At 74.1% G+C, this 20,568-nt stretch carries 18 protein-coding genes; 9 read left to right on the top strand and 9 right to left on the bottom strand.

The window, feature by feature from the left end:
- Positions 1–3 precede the first annotated feature (3 nt).
- The 5 genes from ACL02R_RS18590 to ACL02R_RS18570 all read left to right on the top strand — a co-directional run bounded on the left by ACL02R_RS18590 (position 4) and on the right by ACL02R_RS18570 (position 6,089).
- A complete protein-coding gene (locus ACL02R_RS18590; RefSeq protein WP_412798070.1) occupies positions 4–1,743 on the top strand; it encodes an ABC transporter ATP-binding protein in 1,740 nt (579 codons plus the stop codon).
- 66 nt (positions 1,744–1,809) lie between these two features.
- Positions 1,810–2,904: an iron-siderophore ABC transporter substrate-binding protein gene (locus ACL02R_RS18585; protein WP_412798054.1), complete on the top strand. Its 1,095-nt coding sequence runs from the start codon at positions 1,810–1,812 to the stop codon at positions 2,902–2,904.
- A 146-nt stretch (positions 2,905–3,050) separates the two neighbouring features.
- Positions 3,051–4,079, top strand: coding sequence for a FecCD family ABC transporter permease (locus ACL02R_RS18580; RefSeq protein ID WP_412798053.1), 1,029 nt, complete (start codon positions 3,051–3,053; stop codon positions 4,077–4,079).
- A gap of 1 nt (position 4,080) precedes the next feature.
- On the top strand, positions 4,081–5,175 hold the full coding sequence (locus tag ACL02R_RS18575) for a FecCD family ABC transporter permease (protein WP_412798052.1): 1,095 nt from the start codon (positions 4,081–4,083) through the stop codon (positions 5,173–5,175).
- Positions 5,176–5,186: 11 nt separating this feature from the next.
- Positions 5,187–6,089: an ABC transporter ATP-binding protein gene (locus ACL02R_RS18570; protein WP_412798069.1), complete on the top strand. Its 903-nt coding sequence runs from the start codon at positions 5,187–5,189 to the stop codon at positions 6,087–6,089.
- Here ACL02R_RS18570 and ACL02R_RS18565 read toward each other — a convergent pair.
- The 7 genes from ACL02R_RS18565 to ACL02R_RS18535 all read right to left on the bottom strand — a co-directional run bounded on the left by ACL02R_RS18565 (position 6,030) and on the right by ACL02R_RS18535 (position 14,212).
- A complete protein-coding gene (locus ACL02R_RS18565; protein ID WP_412798051.1) occupies positions 6,030–6,743 on the bottom strand; it encodes a dienelactone hydrolase family protein in 714 nt (237 codons plus the stop codon). The two genes, ACL02R_RS18570 and ACL02R_RS18565, sit on opposite strands and share 60 nt — an antisense overlap.
- Before the next feature lie 67 nt (positions 6,744–6,810).
- Positions 6,811–7,794, bottom strand: coding sequence for an L-histidine N(alpha)-methyltransferase (gene egtD, locus ACL02R_RS18560; protein WP_412798050.1), 984 nt, complete (start codon positions 7,792–7,794; stop codon positions 6,811–6,813).
- A gap of 10 nt (positions 7,795–7,804) precedes the next feature.
- Positions 7,805–8,551, bottom strand: a complete 747-nt coding sequence (gene egtC / locus ACL02R_RS18555) for an ergothioneine biosynthesis protein EgtC (RefSeq protein WP_412798049.1) — start codon at positions 8,549–8,551, stop codon at positions 7,805–7,807.
- Entirely contained in the window at positions 8,551–9,936 is a 1,386-nt protein-coding gene (gene egtB, locus ACL02R_RS18550) for an ergothioneine biosynthesis protein EgtB (protein ID WP_412798048.1), read from the bottom strand. The genes egtC and egtB overlap by 1 nt, the downstream gene beginning before the upstream one ends.
- Positions 9,937–10,008: 72 nt before the next feature.
- The gene (gene egtA, locus ACL02R_RS18545) at positions 10,009–11,337 is read right to left on the bottom strand and encodes an ergothioneine biosynthesis glutamate--cysteine ligase EgtA (RefSeq protein WP_412798047.1); all 1,329 of its coding nucleotides are present in this window, start codon (positions 11,335–11,337) and stop codon (positions 10,009–10,011) included.
- A gap of 153 nt (positions 11,338–11,490) precedes the next feature.
- Entirely contained in the window at positions 11,491–12,687 is a 1,197-nt protein-coding gene (locus ACL02R_RS18540) for a M20 metallopeptidase family protein (protein ID WP_412798046.1), read from the bottom strand.
- A 67-nt stretch (positions 12,688–12,754) separates the two neighbouring features.
- A complete protein-coding gene (locus ACL02R_RS18535; RefSeq protein WP_412798045.1) occupies positions 12,755–14,212 on the bottom strand; it encodes an FtsW/RodA/SpoVE family cell cycle protein in 1,458 nt (485 codons plus the stop codon).
- Between the two features lie 472 nt (positions 14,213–14,684).
- Here ACL02R_RS18535 and ACL02R_RS18530 point away from each other — a divergent pair, with 472 nt between their 5' ends.
- The 4 genes from ACL02R_RS18530 (at position 14,685) to ACL02R_RS18515 (ending at position 19,139) form a co-directional block, all read left to right on the top strand.
- Entirely contained in the window at positions 14,685–15,695 is a 1,011-nt protein-coding gene (locus ACL02R_RS18530; RefSeq protein WP_412798044.1) for an RNA polymerase sigma factor RpoD/SigA, read from the top strand.
- A gap of 203 nt (positions 15,696–15,898) precedes the next feature.
- Positions 15,899–16,564, top strand: coding sequence for a TetR/AcrR family transcriptional regulator (locus ACL02R_RS18525; RefSeq protein ID WP_412798043.1), 666 nt, complete (start codon positions 15,899–15,901; stop codon positions 16,562–16,564).
- A 173-nt stretch (positions 16,565–16,737) separates the two neighbouring features.
- Positions 16,738–18,264 (top strand): MFS transporter, encoded by a 1,527-nt coding sequence (locus ACL02R_RS18520; protein WP_412798042.1) that lies wholly within the window; start codon positions 16,738–16,740, stop codon positions 18,262–18,264.
- Between the two features lie 197 nt (positions 18,265–18,461).
- Complete coding sequence (locus tag ACL02R_RS18515; protein ID WP_412798041.1) at positions 18,462–19,139, top strand: AMP-binding protein; 678 nt, start codon at positions 18,462–18,464, stop codon at positions 19,137–19,139.
- A 97-nt stretch (positions 19,140–19,236) separates the two neighbouring features.
- Here the strand turns inward: ACL02R_RS18515 and mscL are convergent, their stop codons facing one another.
- Both mscL and ACL02R_RS18505 read right to left on the bottom strand, forming a co-directional pair.
- The gene (gene mscL / locus ACL02R_RS18510) at positions 19,237–19,740 is read right to left on the bottom strand and encodes a large conductance mechanosensitive channel protein MscL (protein WP_412798068.1); all 504 of its coding nucleotides are present in this window, start codon (positions 19,738–19,740) and stop codon (positions 19,237–19,239) included.
- 135 nt (positions 19,741–19,875) lie between these two features.
- Positions 19,876–20,526: an RcpC/CpaB family pilus assembly protein gene (locus ACL02R_RS18505; protein WP_412798040.1), complete on the bottom strand. Its 651-nt coding sequence runs from the start codon at positions 20,524–20,526 to the stop codon at positions 19,876–19,878.
- Between the last annotated feature and the right edge of the window lie 42 nt (positions 20,527–20,568).

The raw sequence follows: 20,568 nt of genomic DNA, 5'->3' as shown, positions 1-20,568 counted from the left end.
GCCATGGACCCCGGCGGCGCGCCGGAGCGCGAGTTGCTGCCCGTCGCGTCCGCTTCCCGTACCCGCGCCGCTGTACGCGATCTGCTGCGCGGCCGTACGGGGGCGGCGGTCGCCGCGTTCGGCACCATGGCCGCCGCCACCGCCGTCGGACTGCTGACGCAGCCGCTGCTCGGCCACATCGTGGACCTGGTCGCGGAACGACGCGGCGCGGGCGTGCTGACGGTGCCCGTGCTGCTGCTCGCGGCCGTCGCGCTGGCGCAGGGCATCGGAACGGCGCTGGGCCTTTCCCTGATCGCCCGCCTGGGCGAGACCGTGCTCGCCGGACTGCGCGAACGGTTCGTCGAGCGCGCGCTGCACCTGCCGCTCACCCAGGTCGAACGGGCCGGTACCGGCGACCTCACCGCCCGCGTCACCGGTGACATCGCCGTCGTCGCCCAGGCCGTGCGGCACGCCATGCCGGAGCTGGCCCGTTCGCTCCTCACCATCGTCCTCACCTTCGGCGCGCTGGCCCTGCTGGACTGGCGCTTCCTGGTGGCCGCCCTGCTGGCCGTGCCCGTGCAGGCCCACACCGCGCGGTGGTACGTACGCCGCGCCGTCCCGCTCTACGCCGAGCAGCGCATCACGACCGGTGCGCAGCAGCAGCAGTTGCTGGAGACCATCGGCGGCGCCGCGACCGTGCGTGCGTTCCGCATGGAGCGGCGGCACGTGGAAGCGGTCGGCGCGCGGTCCTCCGCCGCTGTGGCCGTGACGCTGCGCGGCGTACGGCTGGTGCTGCGTTTCTACGCGCGGCTGCACATCGCGGAGTACGTGGGGCTGACGGCCGTGCTGCTGACCGGTTTCTGGCTGGTGCGTGACGGGTCCGTGTCCATCGGCACCGCCACCGCCGCGGCCCTGTACTTCCACAGTCTCTTCAACCCCGTCAACGCCGCCCTCGTCCTGATGGACGACGCCCAGTCCGCCCAGGCGGGGCTGGCGCGGCTGGTCGGCGTCTCGGACCTGCCGGTGCCTGCCGAGGCCCCCGTGGCACGCGAGGCGCTGCCGGGGGAGATCACGGTCAGCGGGCTCACGTACGCGTACCGGCCAGGGCATCCCGTACTGCACGGCGTGGACCTGGCGGTCAGGCCCGGCGAACGGGTCGCGCTCGTCGGGGCGAGCGGCGCGGGCAAGACGACGCTGGCGCGGATCGTCGCGGGCATCCACGACACGGGGGGCGGCTCCGTACGGGTCGGCGGCGCGGTGGGGCTGGTCAGCCAGGAGGTGCACGTCTTCGCCGGGACACTGGCCGAGGACCTGCTGCTGGCCCGGCCGGACGCGGACGAGGCGGCGCTGCGGGCGGCGCTCGACCGCGTGGGCGCGCTGGAGTGGGCCGAGGCGCTGCCCGGCGGGCTCGGGACGGTCGTCGGTGAGGGGGGCCACCGGCTCACCGCGACGCAGGCCCAGCAGCTCGCGCTGGCGCGGCTCGTCCTGGCCGATCCGCCGGTCGCCGTGCTGGACGAGGCCACGGCTGAGGCGGGCAGCGCGGGGGCGCGCGCCCTGGAGCGCGCCGCCGACCGCGCGCTTGAGGGGCGCACGGCGCTGATCGTCGCGCACCGGCTCACGCAGGCGCGGGCCGCCGACCGGATCGCCGTGCTCGACGGGGGACGGCTGGTCGAGTGCGGCACGCACGACGAGCTGTGCGCGGCGGGCGGGGTGTACGCCGGGTTGTGGAACACCTGGTCCAGCTCACGCGCCGTCGCCCCCTGACGACCCCTTCCCCGGCCCCCGATCCCCTTCCGGAAGATCCATCCGAGAAAGACCAGAGGTACCACCATGCGCCACTCCCCACGTCGGCGGCGGTCCACCGCCGTCGCCGCGTTCGCCGCCCTGCTGCTCACCGCCGCCACCGCGTGCGGCGGCTCGGACGACACGGACGACTCCGGCGCGTCCGGCGGCTCGGCAGGGTCCGGTGACTCCGGCTCCCAGGGGGCGGCCGAGGCCGGCGCGTTCCCCGTGACCCTCGACGGGCGGTTCGGCGAGACGACCATCGAGGAGGAGCCCGAGCGGATCGTGACCGTCGGCCTGTCGGACCAGGACGCCGTGCTGGCGCTCGGCAAGGTCCCCGTCGGCACGACGGACTGGCTGGGCCTGCACGACGCGGCCATCGGTCCCTGGGCCGAGGAGGCCCTGGGCGACGCCGACCGGCCCGAGATGCTGACGGACCCGGGCACCGGGCCGCAGGTCGAGGCGATCGCGGAGTTGCAGCCCGACCTGATCCTCGCCGTCTACTCCGGCCTCACCGAGGACCAGTACGACAATCTGAGCCAGATAGCGCCCGTGGTGACGGCTCCCGAGGGCGTCCCCGACTGGGGCGTGGCCTGGGAGGACCAGACGCGGATCATCGGCACGGCGCTGGGGCAGCCGGAGCGCGCGGACGAGCTGATCGAGGGCGTCGAGGCGACGTTCGCCGAGGCCAGGGAGGCGCACCCCGAGTTCGAGGGGCAGACCGGCGTCGTGGCGACCCCGTGGGAGGGCAACTACGCGTACGGCAGCAACGACCCGCGTTCGCGGCTGCTCGCCGGGCTCGGCTTCTCGATCCCGCAGGAGCTGGACGACGTGATCGGTGACGACTTCGGCGCCACCATCAGCCGGGAGCGCACCGACCTGTTCGACCAGTCCGTCGCGGTGTGGCTCGTCGGCGACACGGAGGCGGCGCCGGACGAGCTGCACGGCGACGCGCTCTACGGGGACCTCGACGTCGTCACGGAGGGCCGCGAGATCTTCGTGAACGAGACGTCGGACCTGGGCGCCGCGTTCTCCTTCGGCACGGTGCTGAGCCTGCCGTACACCGTCGAGCACCTCGCGCCGCTGCTGTCGGCGGCCGTGGACGGCGACCCGGCGACGGCGGTCGAGGCGCCGGCGGAATGACCGGTGGCGCGACCGGCGCGCAGCCCCGTCGGGCCGCCCCCGCCACCGGGCGGGAGCGGCCGGACGGGCCGCCGGGAGCGTGAGTTAAGGTTTGCCTAACCTAAGGACGCCGACGGTGAGCTGAGGAAGCCAGTGGAGAGAGAACGGTGAGCGGTCGCGGCAAGGGACTGCGCCCTCTTTTCCTGGTGCTCGCGCTGGTCGGCGTGCTGCTGGCGGCCTGCCTGCTGTCGCTGATGTTCGGCTCGCGGGAGATACCGCCGGGCGACGTGCTGCGCACGCTGCTCGGTGACGCGCCCGACCCGCGCGTGGACGACATCGTGTGGGACGCGCGCGTGCCCCGTACGGTGCTGGCGCTCGCCACGGGCGCGGCGCTGGGGCTCGCCGGGGGGCTCATGCAGGCGCTGACGCGCAACCCGCTCGCCGACCCGGGCATCCTGGGGGTGAGCGCGGGGGCCTCGTTCGCCATCGTGCTGTCCACGGCGATGCTGGGGATCGGCGCGCCGAACGCGTACATCTGGTTCGCGTTCGCCGGGGCGCTGGCGGCCACGGTCGCCGTGTACCTGCTGGGCGGTTCGGGGCGCGCGGGGATGACGCCCGTGAAGCTGGCGCTCGCGGGGGTCGCGATCACCGGGCTGCTCTCGTCCCTGACGAGCGCGATGGTGCTCGTGAAGCCCGAGGCGCTGAACCGTTTCCGCTTCTGGTCGGCGGGCTCACTGGCCGACGACAACTCGGCCGCGCTACAGCAGGTCGCGCCGTTCCTCGTCGCGGGGATCGTCCTCGCCCTGCTCTGCTCGCCGTCGCTCAACAGCCTCGCCCTGGGCGACGACATGGCGGCGGCGCTCGGCCGCCGCGTCGGCCTCGTCCGGCTGGCGGGCGTCGTGGCGATCACGCTGCTGACCGGAACCGCCGTCGCGCTCATCGGGCCCGTCGTCTTCCTCGGCCTCGCGGTGCCGCACATGGCGCGCGTCCTCACGCAACGGGCCGGCATCGGGCCCGACCAGCGCTGGCTGCTGCCGGTCTCGGCGGCGCTGGCGCCCTGCCTGCTCCTGGTCGCCGATGTCGCGGGGCGGCTCATCGCGCGGCCGGCGGAGGTGCAGGCCGGGGTGCTGGTGGCCTTCATCGGCGGCCCGTTCTTCATCGCCCTGGTCCGCCGCCAGCGGCTGGCGGAGGTGTGACATGACGAGTACGGGAACGGCGGGCACGGAGACGGCGCCGCGGCCGGAACGGGTCTCGGCACGCCGGACGTTCCGCCTCACGGTGCCGCCGGTCTCCGGGTACGTCCGGACACGTCAGCTCGCTGTCTGCGGCGCCCTGACCGCGGCGGTGTTCCTCGCGTTCTGCTGGACCATGTCCGTCGGTGACCTCACCATTCCCTTCGCCGATGTCCTGCGGGCGGTCGCGGGGTCGGGTGACGGGGGAACGCTCCTGATCGTCCAGGAGTTCCGCATGCCGCGCGCGCTGGCGGGCGTCCTGGTCGGCGCCGCGTTCGGCATCTCGGGCGCGATCCTCCAGACGATGACCCGCAACCCGCTGGCCAGCCCCGACATGATCGGCATCACGCAGGGCGCGGGCACCGCCGTCGTCGCGAGCGCCGTCCTCGGCTGGGGCGGCGCGCTGGGCACGCAGACCCTCGGCATCCTCGGCGCGCTGGCCACGGCCCTGCTGATCTGGGTCCTGTCCTGGCGGCGCGGCACCACCGGCTACCGGATCATCCTCGTCGGCATCGGCATCTCGTGGATCTGCACCAGCGCCACCGACTACCTCCTCGCCCGCGGCCGCGCCCTGGAGGCGCAGTCCGCGCTCGGCTGGCTCTTCGGCAATCTGAACGGGCGCACGTGGGAGCACGTCCAGCCCCTCGCCTGGGCCATGGCCGTACTGGTGCCCGCCGCGCTGCTGCTCAGCCGCTGGAGTCTCACGCTGCAACTCGGCGACGACATCGCCACCGCCCTGGGCACCCCGGTGCAGCCGGTGCGCGTGGCGCTGCTGCTGACGGCCGTGGGCCTGGTCGCGTTCGGTACGGCGACGGGCGGGCCCATCGCGTTCGTCGCACTGGCCGCGCCGCAGATCGCCCAGCGCCTCACCCGTACGGCGTGGCCGCCACTGATCGCTTCCGCACTCACCGGCGCCCTGGTCGTCGTACTGTCCGACCTCGCTGCACGCGAAGTACTGCCCGGCACGGAACTGCCGGTCGGTGTCGTCACCGGCGTGCTGGGGGCGCCGTTCCTGCTCTGGCTGCTCATCCGTGTCAACCGCGCGGGTTCAGGAGGCTGACCGTGAAGACCCTGCATCGCGACGTGCCCGGCACCGCCCCGGACACACGACAGTCCCCCGGACCCGACCTGCGCGCCGACGCGCTGCGGCTCGCCTACGGCGACCGGCTGGTGGCCGAACACATAGACCTGGCCATCCCACCGGGCCGCGTCACTGCCATCGTCGGTGCCAACGCGTGCGGCAAGTCCACGCTGCTGCGGGCCCTCGCCCGGCTCCTGGCGCCCCGCGCGGGGGCCGTGCACCTGGACGGCCGCGCCCTGTCGGCCATCCCCACCCGCGAACTGGCCCAGCGGCTCGGCATCCTGCCGCAGGGGCCCGTGGCGCCCGAGGGGCTCACCGTCGTGGACCTGGTCAGCCGGGGCCGTTCTCCGCACCAGACGTGGTGGCGCCAGTGGTCGGGCGGCGACGAGCGCGCCGTGCACGACGCGCTGGCCGCCACCGGGATGACCGAGCTGGCGGACCGCACGGTGGACGAACTGTCCGGCGGGCAGCGGCAGCGCGCCTGGATCGCCATGGCCGTCGCGCAGGGCACCGACGTGCTGCTGCTCGACGAGCCGACGACCTACCTCGACCTCGCGCACCAGATCGACGTCCTCGACCTGGTCACGGACCTCAACCGCGAGCAGGGCCGCACGGTGGTGATGGTGCTGCACGACCTCAACCAGGCCTGCCGGTACGCCGACCACCTGGTCGCGATGAAGGGCGGGCGCGTCGTGGGCGAGGGCGACCCGGCCGAGGTCATCACGGCCGAGGCGGTGGAGGAGGTCTTCGGGCTGCGCTGCCGCGTCGAGCCCGATCCGGTGAGCGGCACGCCGATGGTGATCCCGGTGGGGCGCCACCACGGCGGGGCGTTGTCAGTGGCCCGTGGGAAGGTGGTCCCGCAGGAAGGCCAGGGTGCGGGTCCAGGCCAGTGACGCGGACGGCGCGTCGTACGCCTCCGGGCGTGCGTCGTTGAAGAACGCGTGGCCTGCCGGGTACGAGTAGAGCGTCGGGGTGCGGCCGGTCCGGCGCTTGAGTGTGGTGTGCAGTGTGGTGACGGCGTCCGGGGGGATCGAGTCGTCGTGCTCGCCGTAGTGGCCGAGGACGGCGGCGGTCATGCCCGTGAAGTCGGGGGCGGGCTCGGGGAAGCCGTAGAACGGGACCGCGGCGGCGACGCGGTCGTCCGCCGCGGCCAGGTGGAGGACGAACGTGCCGCCCATGCAGAAGCCGACCGCGCCCACCCGTTCACCGGTGGTCTCCGGAAGGCCGAGCAGGTGGTCGACGGCGCCCGCGAGGAGGGGTACGGCGCGCTCGGGCGGCAGATCGGCGATCATGCGCCGGGCCTCGTCGGTGTCGTGCGCCACGCGTCCGCCGTACAGGTCGGGGGCGAGCGCGACGAAGCCCTCCCGCGCGAACCGGTCGGTGACGTCGGCGATGTGGTCGGTCAGGCCCCACCACTCCTGGATGACGATCAGGCCGGGTCCGGTGCCGGAGCCGGGCCGGGCGAGGTAGCCGTGGGCGGTGGTGCCTGCGCTGGGGAAGGCTGCATTCTGCCGGGCGTTCTGCCGGACGTGCTGTGGAGCGGGCATGGCGCGAGCGTAGTGCGGCCGAGGGCGCCGGGCGGTGCGGCGCGGCGCCCTCGGGCGGGCCGCTGCGTCAGGCGGTGGGCAGGGCCAGGAGGACGGCGAACCGCTCCTGGGGATCGGTCCACCACTGCTCCACGGCGAACCCGGCCGACGCCAGCTCGGCCGTCAGCGGCTCGCGGCGGAACTTGACGGAGATCTCCGTGCGCAGGTCCTCGCCGCGCGCGAAGTCGACGGCCAGGTCGAGGGGCGGGATCTTCGCCGAGGTGGCGACGCGGGCGCGCAGGCGCATCTCCATCCGCTCCTGCTCCGCGTTCCACACGGCGCGGTGGTCGAACGCGCCGGGCTGGAAGTCGGCGTTCAGCTCGCGGTTGAGGACCGTCAGGAGATTCTTGTCGAACTCGGCGGTGACGCCCTGCTGGTCGTCGTAGGCGCGGATCATCATCGCCGGGTCCTTGACCAGGTCGACGCCGAGGACCAGCGCGTCGCCGCCGGTGAGCGCGGAGCGCAGCCGGGAGAGGAACGCGGTGCGCTGCCCGGTGTCGAAGTTGCCGAGCGTGGAGCCGAGGAACGCGACGAGGCGCGGGCCCGTCTCGCCGGGGGGCGGGAGGGCGAGCTCGTGCTCGAAGTCGGCGAGGACCGCGGTGACCGCGAGGGTGGGGTAGTCGCGGGAGAGCGCCTGGCCTGCCTCGCCGAGCGCGGTGCTGCTGACGTCGATGGGGACGTAGCGTTCGAGGGTTCCGGCGGCGGCGAGTGCGTCGAGGAGGATGCGGGTCTTCTCGGAGGAGCCGGAGCCGAGTTCGACGACGGTGCGGGCGCCGGTCTGCTCGGCGATGTCGGCGGCGTGGGCGCGCAGGGCCATGCGTTCGGCGCGGGTCAGGTAGTACTCGGGGAGGCGGGTGATGCGGTCGAAGAGGACGCTGCCCCTGGCGTCGTAGAACCACTTGGGCGACAGCGACTTGGGGCTTGCGGTGAGTCCGGCCGCGACGTCCTCGCGGAGGGCGCCGGCGTAGTGGTCGGCGGGGAGGCGGTCGTCGAGGGAGTACGGAGGTGTCATGTTCGTCCTCTCACAGGGCTTTTATGCTGACCGTGCTGTGATGGGTGGTGAGCAGGGAGTGGTCGGGGACCTCGTGCCAGTCGGGCCTGCCGGGGACGGGTTCGGACGCGACGGTGACCCGGTCGGCGGCGGCGTGGTACCAGAGGGACGCGCCGAGGCGTACGGCGGTGAGGTTGCCGCCGTCGGTGAGAAGGAGGTTGAGACGGGCGTCCGGGCGGACGTCATGGGTGCGGCGTACGACGTCGGCGAGCGCGTCCGCGGGCGCGTGGCCCGAACGGAGGCGGCGCGCCACCAGGAGCCACAGGAGCGCGGCGTCGCTGCGGGCTTCGAGGCTGAGCAGTTCGGCGGCGGAGAGGGGTTCGCCGATGTCGGCGGGGAGTGATTCCCAGTCGTCCACCGACCCGTTGTGGCTGAACAGCCAGGGGCCGAGGGCGAACGGGGCGCTGGCGGCCTCGTCGCGACTGGTGCCCGCCGTGGCGTCGCGGACGGCGGCGACGACGGCGCCGCTGTGCAGGACGGGAAGGAGACCGGGGAGGTTGATGTCGGCCCAGATGGGGATGGCGCGGCGGTAGCGGACCGGGGTGGCGGCGGCGCCCGCTCCCGGCGGGTACCAGCCGATACCGAAGCCGTCCGCGTTGACCGTGCCGTGGTCTTGGAGGCGGGGTGACCAGGATTGTTCGTAGAGGCTGTGCGGCGGGGCGGTGATCAGCTCGGCCAGGGAACGCGGCGGGCCGAGATAGGCGAGGTGGCGGCACATCAGCGGCCGGCCCCGGTGTCGCGACAGGTCCGGAAGCCGGCGAAGATCTGCCGCCTGACGGGGAGGTCCCAGTTGCGGAACGTCCCTCGGCAGGCCACCGGGTCCGTGCCGAACGAGCCGCCGCGCAGCACCTTGTGGGACGTGCCGAAGAACACCTCGCTGTACTCGCGGTACGGGTGCGCGCTGAAGCCGGGGTGGGGTCCGAAGTCGTCGGCGGTCCACTCCCATACGTCGCCCAGGAGTTGCCTGGCTCCGCAGGGCGCGGCGCCCTGGGGGTACGAGCCGGCGGGCGCGGGCTGGAGGTGGCGCTGCCCGAGGTTGGCCTGCTCGGGGCCCGGCGGGGTGTCGCCCCAGGGGTGGCGGAGGGATCGGCCGGTGGCCGGGTCATGGCGTGCGGCCTTCTCCCACTCGGCCTCGGTGGGCAGCCGCCGCCCCGCCCACCGCGCGTAGGCGTCGGCCTCGTACCAGGAGACGTGGCAGACGGGTTCATCCGGCGGTACCGGTTCGGCGTGGCCGAAGCGGCGGCGCAGCCACAGCCCGCCGTCGCGCCGCCAGAAGGCGGGGGCGGTCAGCCGGGCGCGCTGCCGGTGGAACCAGCCGTCGGGGTGCCACCAGCGCGGGTCGTCGTAGCCGCCGTCCGCGATGAAGTCCTGGTAGGCGGCGTTGGTGACGGGAACGGTGTCCAGCCAGAAGGGGGCGACATGGACGGTGTGGGCCGGGCGTTCGTTGTCGAGCGCCCACGGGTCGTCGGCCGCGTCGACGCCCATGGTGAACGGGCCGCCGGGGACAAGGACCTCGCGCGGGAGCCGGTCCGCGCCCGCGGGGGCCGGCCGCGGCGCGGGGGCGTCGAGGACGGCCCGGCCGCGCCGCAGCTGGTGCGTGGCGAGCATCGTCTCGTCGTGCTGCTGCTCGTGCTGCGCGACCATGCGGAAGAGGAAGTCGTCGCCGGGCGGCGCCGACGCGAGGACGTCCAGGGCCCGTTCGCGGACGTCGGCGAGATAGCGGCGGGCAGGTCCGGGGCGCAGCAGGGGCAGGGCGGGCCGGTCGGCGCGTGGGGTGCGGAACGCGTCGTAGTGCGAGTCGAGGTCGGCGCGCAGCGCGGGCAGGCCGCCGGCTGCGCGGACGAGCCAGATGTCCTCCTGGTTGCCGATGTGGGCGAGGTCCCAGACCAGGGGGGACATCAGCGGGGAGTGCTGGGCGAGGAGTTCGTCGTCCGGCAGGCAGTCGGTGAGGGCGAGGGTGCGCCGCCTGGCGGCCTCCAGGGCGGAGCGGGCGTGGGGCGCGGGACTGCCCGGCGGTTCCGGCGCGGTGGCGGGGGCCGTACCGGCGGTGGTGACGGCCCTGGGTACGGCGGGCGGCTCCGGCGTGAGGGTGTCCTCGGTCATCGGTGGCTCTCCTGGCGGCGGAACGGGGGCGGGGACAGCGGGGACAGCGCTGGCTGCGGTGACGGCGGGCGGTCAGGAGCGGGCGGCGGCGTCGAGCTGGTCGTCCGCCGGGCACCGGCCGCGTGCGGCGTACCGCTCGGCGAAGGCGGCGACGGCGCGGCGCAGCGGCGCGTCGGCGGGGTCGCGCGCCAGCACGGACTCGGCGGCGGTCAGGCAGGCGCGGACGGCGGGCCCGAGGAGCGGATCGGACGGCCCCCGGTGCGCGGCACGCAGCCACAGCCCAGGGCCGGGCAGTGGGCCGCCGCCGGTGAGCGGCTCCGTCGCGCGGTGGGCGGCCTCCGCCCCCGCCGGGTCGTCCAGCAGGGCGCGCACGACGGCCAGCGGCACCGTCCAGCCGTCGCCCGGCTGGGCGTCGATCATCCGCAGTTCCAGCCAGCCGCGCGGCCTGACCGGCGGGAAGAGCGTGCCCAGGTGGTAGTCGAGGTCGGCGATGCCGGGGCGTTCACCGTGCGGCGCGCGCAGCCAGGAGCGGAACGAGCGGCCGGGCGGCGCGGACCACGCGGCGGGCGGCGACCGGCGGACGCACAGCAGCGGCGCGTCGAGCGCGTACCGGGTCCAGGCGGCGCGGGGGTCGCCGTCCCCGGCGCCGCGTCCCGGCGTCCCGGTCAGCGCCGGGCGGGTGCGGCTGGGGTCGATCCTGCCCCAGACCGCCTGCCGGGTGGACCGCCAGCCGGTCGGGCGTCCGCGCCACAGCGGCGAGTTGGCGAACGCGGCGACGAGCACCGGGCCGAGCCGGTGGGCGAGCCGCCAGCGGTGGCGGTACCCGGCCGGGCCGTCCGTGTCGTCGCCCGCGTCCACGCAGACCTGCACGGAGGCGGTGGCGCGCATCATGACCCGCCCCGCCGCGCCGTACCGGTCGAAGTAGTCCTCCATGGCGCGGTAGCGCGGGTGGTCGAGCACGCGGGGCTGGGCGCGGAGGGGTTCGAGGCCGCTGTCGACGGGGGCGAGGCCCGCGTCCGCCAGTACCTCGCGCAGCCGGGCGCAGTCGGCGGCGGCGTCCCGTACACAGGTGGCGAGGTCGGGCGCCGGCCGGCTGCTCAGCTCGGTCTGGCCGCCGGGTTCGCGCGTCAGTCGGCTGCCGCCCGGCAGGGCGCCGGGTACGGCCAGCGGGGCGAGCGCGGCGTCGAGGAGGGCGGGCGGAACGGCCCTGCGCGCGTCGCGGGCGTCGCGGACGAGCCATTCCAGCTCGACGCCGACACGCCGCGGCGGGCCCGTGGTGAAGCAGACCCGGCCGACGTGGGCCTCGGCGTCGCGCTCGGACAGGGGGCCGTCGCCGGGCGCGGGCCCCCCGGGCCCCGGGCGCGGGAGCACAGGCGCGCCGGGATCGCGTTCGTCCAGCATCCGCCACCTCCACGCGCCCGTTCTGTCCCGTTTGTGCGGGTCGATGGGTTCACGCTACGGCGGCGGGGGCCGCCCGTCGTGCGGCGGGCGGCCGGGCGGGTGGCGGCCCCCCGGCGCGCCCGCGGGAATGCGGGCGGCCGGGCGGCGCGGGCGTCAGGCGGCGGACGCGGTCAGGCGGCGGACGGCCAGCTCGGCGTAGAGCGCGGCGCCGCCCGGGAGCACCGACTCGTCGAACGCGGCCAGCGGCGAGTGGTTGCCCGGCGCGGTCTCCGGCTCGCGGCCCTCCAGGGTGGCGCCCAGGAAGAGCATGGCGCCCGGCACCTCCGCGATGACGCGGGAGAAGTCCTCCGAGCCGAGGATCGGGTTCTCCATCGGCCGGTAGCGCTCCTCGCCGTGCAGTTCGCGCACGGTGTCGGCGGCGAACGCGGCCTCGGCGGCGTCGTTCACCGTGACCGGGTACTGCTCGGAAAAGTCGGCCTCCACCTCCAGGCCGTGCGCCGCCGCGATGCCGCGGACGACGGCGAGCGTCCCCTCGCGGAGCCTGTCCTTGGCCTCCTCCGAGAAGCAGCGGATGGTGGCGGCGAAGGACGCGGTGTCCGGGATGATGTTCGTCGCCGTGCCCGCGTGGAAGCGGCCCACCGTCAGCACGACCGGGTCGAAGACGTCGAACGCGCGGGTGACGAACGTCTGGAGCGCCGTCACCATCTCGCACGCCGCCGGGATCGGGTCCTTGGCGCGGTGCGGGGCCGAGCCGTGCCCGCCGGCGCCGCGCACCGTGACCTCCAGGACGTTGGAGGACGCCATCGCGGGGCCGCCGCGCGCGGTGAACACGCCGCGCGGGGTGTCGTTCGACATGACGTGCAGCGCGTAGGCGGCAACGGGCCGGTCGCCCGCCGCGTCGAGGACGCCCTCGTCGAGCATCTGCCCGGCACCGTCCCAGCCCTCCTCGCCCGGCTGGAACATGAACAGGACGTTCCCGGCGAGCCGGTCGCGGTGCGCCGACAGGAGGGTGGCCGCCCCCGCGAGCATCGCGGTGTGCAGGTCGTGGCCGCAGGCGTGCATGCGCTCGCCCTGCGCGGCGAACGGCAGGCCGGTGCGCTCGGTGACGGGCAGCGCGTCCATGTCGCCGCGCAGCAGCACCGTCGGGCCGGGCAGCGCGCCCCGCAGGACACCGGTGACCGAGCTGAGGCCCTGGCCGGTGGACAGTTCGAGCGGCAGGCCGTCGAGCGCGCCGAGCACCGTCTCCTGGGTGCGCGGCAGGTCGAGGCCGACCTCGGGCACGGCGTGCAGGTCGCGGCGCAGGCGTATGAGGTCGTCGGACAGGGACAGGGCGTCTTCGCGGAGGTTCACCGGGGCCTCATCTTCCGTGTTCGCGGATGAACGGGTGGAGCGTCGGGGGGTGGTCGAGGCGGGCGTCTCAGAGGATTTCGGGTCGTACCGGGTCGCGGACGACCGGCGTCAGGATCGTAGCGTTCCCCTCCGGCTGTGTCGCCGCCCGCCCGGCGCTGTCGCTGATCCTGATCAGCAGTGCGACCAGCAGGCAGTTCGCCACCATGGAGGAGCCGCCCTGCGCGAGGAACGGAAGTGCCTTGCCCGTCAGGGGGATCAGGCCGGTGACGCCGCCCCCGACGATGAAGACCTGTAGCGCCACGACCGTGGAGAGCCCGGCGGCGAGGAGCTTGCCGAACGGGTCGGTGGCGGCGAGCGCGGCGGCGAACCCCCGCTGGATCAGCAGCACGTACAGCAGCACGACCAGCGTCGTACCGGCCAGGCCCAGTTCCTCGCCGACGGTCGCCAGGATGTAGTCGCTGCGGCCCGCGAACCCGATCTGGTACGAGTGCCCCTCGCCGAGGCCCGTCCCGGTCAGGCCCCCGGCGCCGAAGCTGAAGAGCGACTGGGCCAGTTGGTCCGAGATCAGGCCGGGCGGCCGCTGCTCGGGCGGCAGGAAGATCGCCATCGGGTCGAGCCACGCCTGCACCCGGCCCTTGACGTGCGGCTGCGTGGTGGCGACGACGACCGTGCCGGCCACCGCCATCAGCGCGCCGAGGACGACCCAGCCGGTGCGCCGCGTGGCGATGTAGAGCATCACGACGAAGACGCCGAAGAAGATGAGCGAGGTGCCGAGGTCCCGTTCGTAGAACAGCACGACGAGGCTCACCGCCCAGACCAGCAGCACCGGCCCCGCGTTGCGCCCCCGGGGCAGCGCAAGGCCGAGGACGCGGCGGCCGACGAGGGCGAGCGCGTCGCCCGTCGCCGTCAGGTAGCCGGCGAAGAAGACGACGATCATCACCTTGACGAACTCGCCCGGCTGCACGGACAGCGAGCCGACCGTGATCCAGCGCTTGGCTCCGAACTCGTCCGCGCCGAACAGGGCGGGGGCCATCAGCAGCGCCATCGCGACGGCCATGCCGCTGTAGACGTACCGCTGCAAGATCCGGTGGTGGTGGACCACGACCAGTGTCGCGATCAGGACGCCGACGCCGATCAGGGCCCAGGTCGCCTGGGCTGGCGCGAGGGGCAGCGACTGGTAGTCGGACGGCGGGTGGTGCCGCGCGTAGTCGTGGTCGAGGCGGTCGATCAGCACGAGGCCGAGGCCGACGAGCAGCACGGTGACCGGCAGGAACAGCGGGTCCGCGTACCGGGCGAAGCGGCGTACGGCGAGGTGCGCGACCAGCGCGGCGGCGCCCAGCCCGGCGGCGTACGCGGGCAGGCCGGCGGGTATCCGCTCCTCCATGGCCAGCCCGGCGGCGGCATGGCCGCCCGTGGCGATGGCCACGGCGAACAGGACGAGCGCCAGCTCGGTGTTCCTGCGGCGCGCGGTCCAGCGCCTGACCCACCGGTCGTCCAGCCGGCCGTACCCGCCGTACCCGCGCATCGTTCTCCCCACCCCACCGGACTTCCCCGCTCGAACACGCCGTACGGCGGGCCGGTCCCGAGCGGCAACCTACCCGTGGCGCGGACGGGCGTCACCAGGGAGCCCCCACGACGGGCGCGCGGCGGGGAACGGGCGCGGGGCGCGTGACGGACGGCCGCGGGGCGTGCTCCGACGCCTGGGGGAGCGCGTCGAATGACGGGTTGGGGCGGCGGGTACCCGGAAGCAACTAAGACAGGATCTCGTTCGTCTTGAGGGATGTGGAGAGGATGACCGCGCACCGCGAGGGGGAGCAGGGTACTGCATCGCCCGGAAAAAGTTGCGCCGGTTGGGAATTCTGTCCGTATTCCCGTCGTTGATTCGTTACGGACGCGGGAGGCGAGGGGGCGTTCCCGTCCGGATCACGAGAAGACCTCACGACCAACCCACGAGAAGCCAGCCAGAGGTTTCGACCACTTCGCAAGGGAGTGCACGTATGGCAACCCGTGCCGTCGCCCGGCGCTCGGACACCGACAGTGTCGAGACGACGGGCAGTGTCCGGTCCAGCGCAGGCAGCGATGCCACGGAGCGCGACCTCGTCGGGATGTACCTCGACGAGATCGCCCGTACACCGCTGCTCGACGCCGCGAAGGAGGTGGAGCTCTCCCTCGCGATCGAAGCCGGGCTGTACGCCGAGCGCATCCTCGACGGCGAGGAGGAGCCGCCCGCGGACAGTGCGGTCGCCTCGGCCACACCCGAGGAGCTGCGGCGCATCGCCGTGGCGGGAGAGCGCGCCAAGGACACCTTCATCCGGTCCAACCTGCGGCTCGTCGTGGCCGTCGCCCGCCGGTACCCGCGCAGTGGGCTGCCGTTGCTCGACCTGATCCAGGAGGGCAACGCCGGCCTGGTCCGCGCCGTGGAGAAGTTCGACTACACCAAGGGCTTCAAGTTCTCGACGTACGCGACCTGGTGGATCCGCCAGGCGATCACGCGGTCGATAGCCGACCAGTCCCGGACCATCCGGCTGCCCGTCCACCTGGTGGAGGAGCTGGGTCGTATCCGGCGCGTGCAGCGGGAGTTCAACCGCGAGAACGGGCGCGAGCCGGAGCCCGCGGAGATCGCCAAGGAGCTGGGCTCCAGCGCCGAGCGCGTACAGGACGTGCTCGACTGGGCGCGTGACCCGGTGAGCCTCAACATGTCGGTGGACGACGAGGGCGAGACCCAGTTCGGCGACCTGCTGGAGGACACCTCGGCGGCGTCCCCCGAGCAGTCGGTCCTCGTGATGATGCGCCGCGAGGGCCTTGAGGACCTGATCAGTCGCCTCGACCAGCGGACCGCCGCCATCATCAGGGCGCGGTACGGCATCGAGGACGGCCGCGAGCGCACGCTCACCGAGGTGGGCAAGCAGCACGGCCTCACCCGTGAGCGCATCCGGCAGATCGAGAAGCACGCGCTGCTCGAACTGAAGCGGATGGCCAGCGACTCCGGGTTCGACGCGGCGGCCTGACCGGGCCGCCAGGGCCCCGGCGCCGGAGGGCGCCGGGGCTTTGCGCTGCCCGCCCCCGGAGGCTGTGACACAGGACACACGGGAGCCGGGAAATAACCGGGGACGCCGTATCCGTTTGGGACATTGTCCGCCGGAAGCGGGGAGCCAGTCCCCGATTGCGGACCCGGCGCCGGACGGCGCCCCCGACCGGAGAGGAGCGGCCCATGGGCGGCACGGCCACCGCGACCACCACGGGCCCACGGCTGCGCGCCGACGCGCTGCGCAACCGCGAGCGCATCCTCGCCGCCGCGCGGGAGGCCTTCGTCCTGTACGGGACGGACGCCAGGCTCGATGAAATCGCTCGACGGGCCGGCGTGGGCAATGCCACCCTGTACCGGCACTTCCCCGACCGGGAGGCGCTGCTGATCGCGGTGCTCCTGGACGTGAACCACCGCATCATCGACGACGCCCACGCGGCGCTGGAGGCCGATTCCGACCCCTTCGAGGCCCTTCACAGGCTGGTGCTCAACGCCGCAGGGGAACGGGTCGGCGGGCTGTGCCCGATGCTCGGGGGCGACGTCGACCCCGGCGACCCGCAGCTCGTCGCCAGCAACGCCCGCATGCACGAGATCGTCCAGCGGCTCGTGGACCGGGCGCACGCCTCGGGACAGCTGCGGCCGGACGCCGACTCGGGGGACATCCTCGTCGGCGTCGCCCGGCTCACCTCGCCCGTCCCGGGAACCGACCAGGACGACGAGATGCTGCTGCTGCGGCACCTCCAGATCTTCGTGGACGGGCTGCGCGCACCGGCACCCGGGACCCTGCCCGGCGAGAGCCGCTCCCTGGCCGACCTCAAGGAAGGGATCTGCCGGAGCAGCCGCCGCCACTGACCGGCCGGGACGCCGCCGTCCCGGCCACCGCCACCACCGTCGGACTCGCCGCCGAGTCGCCTTCCCACCGCGTGGCCGTGCCACGCCCCACCCGCTTCACCCTGCCGTCGTTTTTCGCTTTCACCTGATTCGTCACGTATTCAACCATTACGCTTCGTGAGGTAGTCACCCCTATGCCACCGGAAACGGCTGTGAGCCCCGCTCACAGCACCCTCGACCCCAAGCGCTGGAAGGCCCTGATCTTCATCGCGCTGGCGCAGCTGATGGTCGTGCTCGACGGCACGATCGTGAACATCGCGCTGCCCTCCGCCCAGGCCGACCTGGGCATATCCGACGCCAACCGGCAGTGGGTCATCACGGCCTACGCGCTGGCGTTCGGCGGTCTGCTGCTCTTCGGCGGCCGCGTCTCCGACATGTGGGGACGCAGGCGCGCCTTCGTCATCGGCCTGATCGGCTTCGCCCTGGCCTCCGCGCTGGGCGGCGCCGCGCAGAACGAGGCCATGATGTTCGGCTCCCGCGCCCTCCAGGGCGTCTTCGGCGCCCTGCTGGCGCCCGCGTCGCTGTCCCTGCTGACGGTCCTGTTCACCGAGGCCAAGGAGCGCGCCAAGGCGTTCGGCGTCTTCGGTGCCATCGCCGGTGCCGGCGCGGCCGTGGGCCTGCTCCTCGGCGGCGCGCTGACGGACTACCTGGACTGGCGCTGGACCTTCTTCGTGAACATCCCGTTCGCCGCCGTGGCCGCCGTGGGGGCGATCCTGACGATCAACGAGCCCGAGAGCGCCCGCAACCGCGCCCGGCTCGACATCCCCGGTGTCCTGCTGGCCTCGCTCGGCCTGGTCGCGCTGGTCTACGGCTTCGGCCGCGCCGAGCAGGAGAGCTGGGGCGAGACGTTCACCGTCGCCAGCTTCGTCGCCTCCGGTGTGCTGCTGACGCTGTTCGTGCTCGTCGAGTCGCGGGTGCGTTCGCCGCTGCTGCCGCTGCGCGTGATCTCCGACCGGAACCGGGGCGGCGCCTACCTGGCCCTCGGCCTGGCCATCATCGGTATGTTCGGCCTCTTCCTGTTCCTGACCTACTACCTCCAGATCGTCCGCGGCTACTCGCCGGTGCGGACCGGTGTGGCGTTCCTGCCGATGGTGGCGGGCATGATCATCGGCTCCACGCAGATCGGCGCACGCCTGGTGATGCGTGTCCCGCCCCGCGCGCTGATGGTGCCCGGCCTGCTGGTCGCGTCCCTGGGCATGCTGATCCTCACCCGCCTCGAACCGGACAGCGCTTACGTCTCGGTCGTCCTGCCCGCCGAGATCCTGCTGGGCCTGGGCATGGGCACCTCGTTCATGCCGGCCATGAGCCTGGCCACCGAGCGCATCCTGCCGACCGACGCCGGTGTCGCCTCGGCGATGGTCAACGTGTCCCAGCAGGTCGGCGGCGCCATCGGCACCGCCGCGCTGAACACCGTCGCGGCCAGCGCGACCACCTCCTACGCGGTGGCGCACCGGGCCACGGCCACCGACCCGCAGACACTCGAGTTCGCCTCGATGGTGCACGGCTACACGTCCGCGATCTGGTGGGCGTTCGGCATCCTGGTGGCCGCCGCGCTGACCGCCGCCCTGCTGATCAACAGCAAGGGCCACGGCGCACGGCGCGCCGCCGAGGGCGACGATGCCACCGAGGAAGAGCACGCCGTCCCGGTGCTCGTGCACTGACCCGCCCGTGAGACCGAGGCGACACGCCTCGTCTCCTCCCGAGGCCCCCGTGGCTCCCCGCCACGGGGGCCTCGGGCTGTCCGGGCCCCTCCCCCGCCCCCACCCTCCCCGCCCACCCCGCCCCTCCGAACCGACCCGCGCCGCCCCGTCCAGCGAACGTTTATAGGACGTCAATACCGTGCGGGCAGGCTGCCGCCATGTCCGGAGGAGAACGACACGAAGGCCCGTGGGATGGATCGGGCCCGGCCGATGTGGTCAGCCACGCCCAGTTGCTCTGGCAGGGCGGCCGCGTGGCCGGGACACTGGCCCGCCTGGGAGTGGGCGCCGGTGACGCCGTGGCCGTGCAGCTGCCCATGGGGCTCGAATCCATCGCCGTGACGGTGGGGATCATCCAGCTGGGGGCCCGCCGCGTCTCCCTGCCGATCACCCAGCAGTCCGCCTTCGCCCGGGACCGCGTCCGCGAATCCGGCGCGCGGGTGGCCATAGCCGCCGACGCCTGCCAGGCGGAAGGACGGGTGTACGCGGTGAAGGCGGCGCTCGACCGCCTCCTCACGCAGTGCCCGGACATCCACACCGTCCTGGTCGTCCCGCAGCACGCCCGGCCGGTGCCCTGGACGCCCGGCCGCGACCGGTGGTGGCACGAGGCGTTGGCCGAAGGGGCGGAGACCGCGCCGCCGTATCCTGGCCGTATGACCAGCGCCCCCTCCCCCCACCGGCCCGAGGACGCGGCACCGCCCGCGGCCATCGTCTTCGACGACCCGCTGGTACAGCGGGCGGCCGACGACACCGACGAGGGCTGGGGCGAGGGACTGCGCGACGACAGCACCGGGGACCTGGTCCGCTTCCTCAGCGAGAAGCCCCCGCACCACCTCTGAGCCCGCCGCGCCGCCCAGGACACGTGCCGTCCCCGGCACGGCCGGGAGCGCCGCGGCATCCGCGGTGCCCCCGCCGCCGTCAGGTACGCGCGTCCCGCTACGGCCGCCCGTCGGACGGCTTGTCCAGCGACGCGCCCCGCTCGGGCGCCGTGCGCTGCGCTCCCACCGTGGCGCCGCCCGACCGCTGGGCGATCAGCTCGTCCCGGATCTGGGCGAGCAGTTCCAGCTCCGTCTCGACCGGGGGCTCGGCCGGGGTCTCCACCGGCGCCTTGGCCCGCCGCCGGGCGAGAAAGCGGTTCATGGGCAGGATCATCAGGAAGTAGACGACGGCCGCCGTGATCAGGAACGTCAGCGAGGCGCTGACGACCGAGCCCCAGTGGATGGCCACCCCGTCGATCCGGCCCGCCTCGTTCGGCTCGCAGTTCCCGCGCAGGCACAGGGTGTAGTCGTCGAGGTTCTGGGTCCCGAAGGCGCCGATGACCGGGTTGATGACGCCTTCCACCACGGCGTTCACAATCCCCGTGAACGCCGCCCCGATCACGACCGCGACGGCGAGTTCGACCACGTTCCCGCGCATCAGGAAGTCCCTGAATCCGCCCATCACCTCGCGGGCTCCGGCCGCCAGGCCCTTGTTCTCGTCGCTCACCGCTGTCCCTTCCTGCCATTCCGCGTCCACTGCGCCGGACACGCTGCATCAGTACGCGGACACCTGTCCAATCGGGCGTCAGCGACACGTTCACCACCGGGCCACCGCCAATTCCGCCACAGCCGCCGCGCCCGCCAGCTCCGCGGCCGTGCCGGGGCTCACCGAGAGGACGAGGAGCGTGCCCCCGGGCCCCGCGCCCGGGGCCCCCGGCGCGGCTTCGGGCACCTCAGCGACCAGGGCACGACGCGCCACCACGGTGGCCGGTCCCGGCGTCTGACCAGCGGTGTCGGAGGCCGCGAGGACATCCACCCGGTCGCCTGGCCCGACGAGCCGGGCCACCGCCGGGTCGGCGACACGGACAGGCACCGAGACCCTGCGGTCGTCCGGCCCCTCCCTCGCGGCCGGGGACGGCGGCACGGGTGCGGGAGGCGCGGCTCGCACATCAGTGCCCGGGACGAGGAGCGCGAGGACGCCGGCCGCCGCCGCCAGGGCGAGGGCCGCCAGGCGCCGCCGCCCGTGCAGCAGGCGCCGCAGCCGGTGCCGCCCGCCACGGGGCCTGACCGGCGCGAAGGCGGGCACGCCCGTACCGGCCGGAAGGGGAGAACCGGGAGGTCGGCGCACCGCGGGGGAGGGCCTGGCGGCGGTGTCGGTGCCGAAGCCGGTACCGAAGCCGGGGCCGTCGGGGGGCTCGATGGGGGAGAGGGCGGTGTCGGTGACGGAGAGCCGCTGAGGTTCACGCATGGCCACACGGTGCCCGTTCCGCCGGAATCGTGCCGGAGCCTG

Source organism: Streptomyces sp. MS19, assembly GCF_047200595.1.
In the GTDB taxonomy this organism is placed as follows: domain Bacteria; phylum Actinomycetota; class Actinomycetes; order Streptomycetales; family Streptomycetaceae; genus Streptomyces.
The sequence above is the reverse complement of the archived record's forward strand: the minus strand, read 5'-3'. Positions and strand labels throughout refer to the sequence as shown.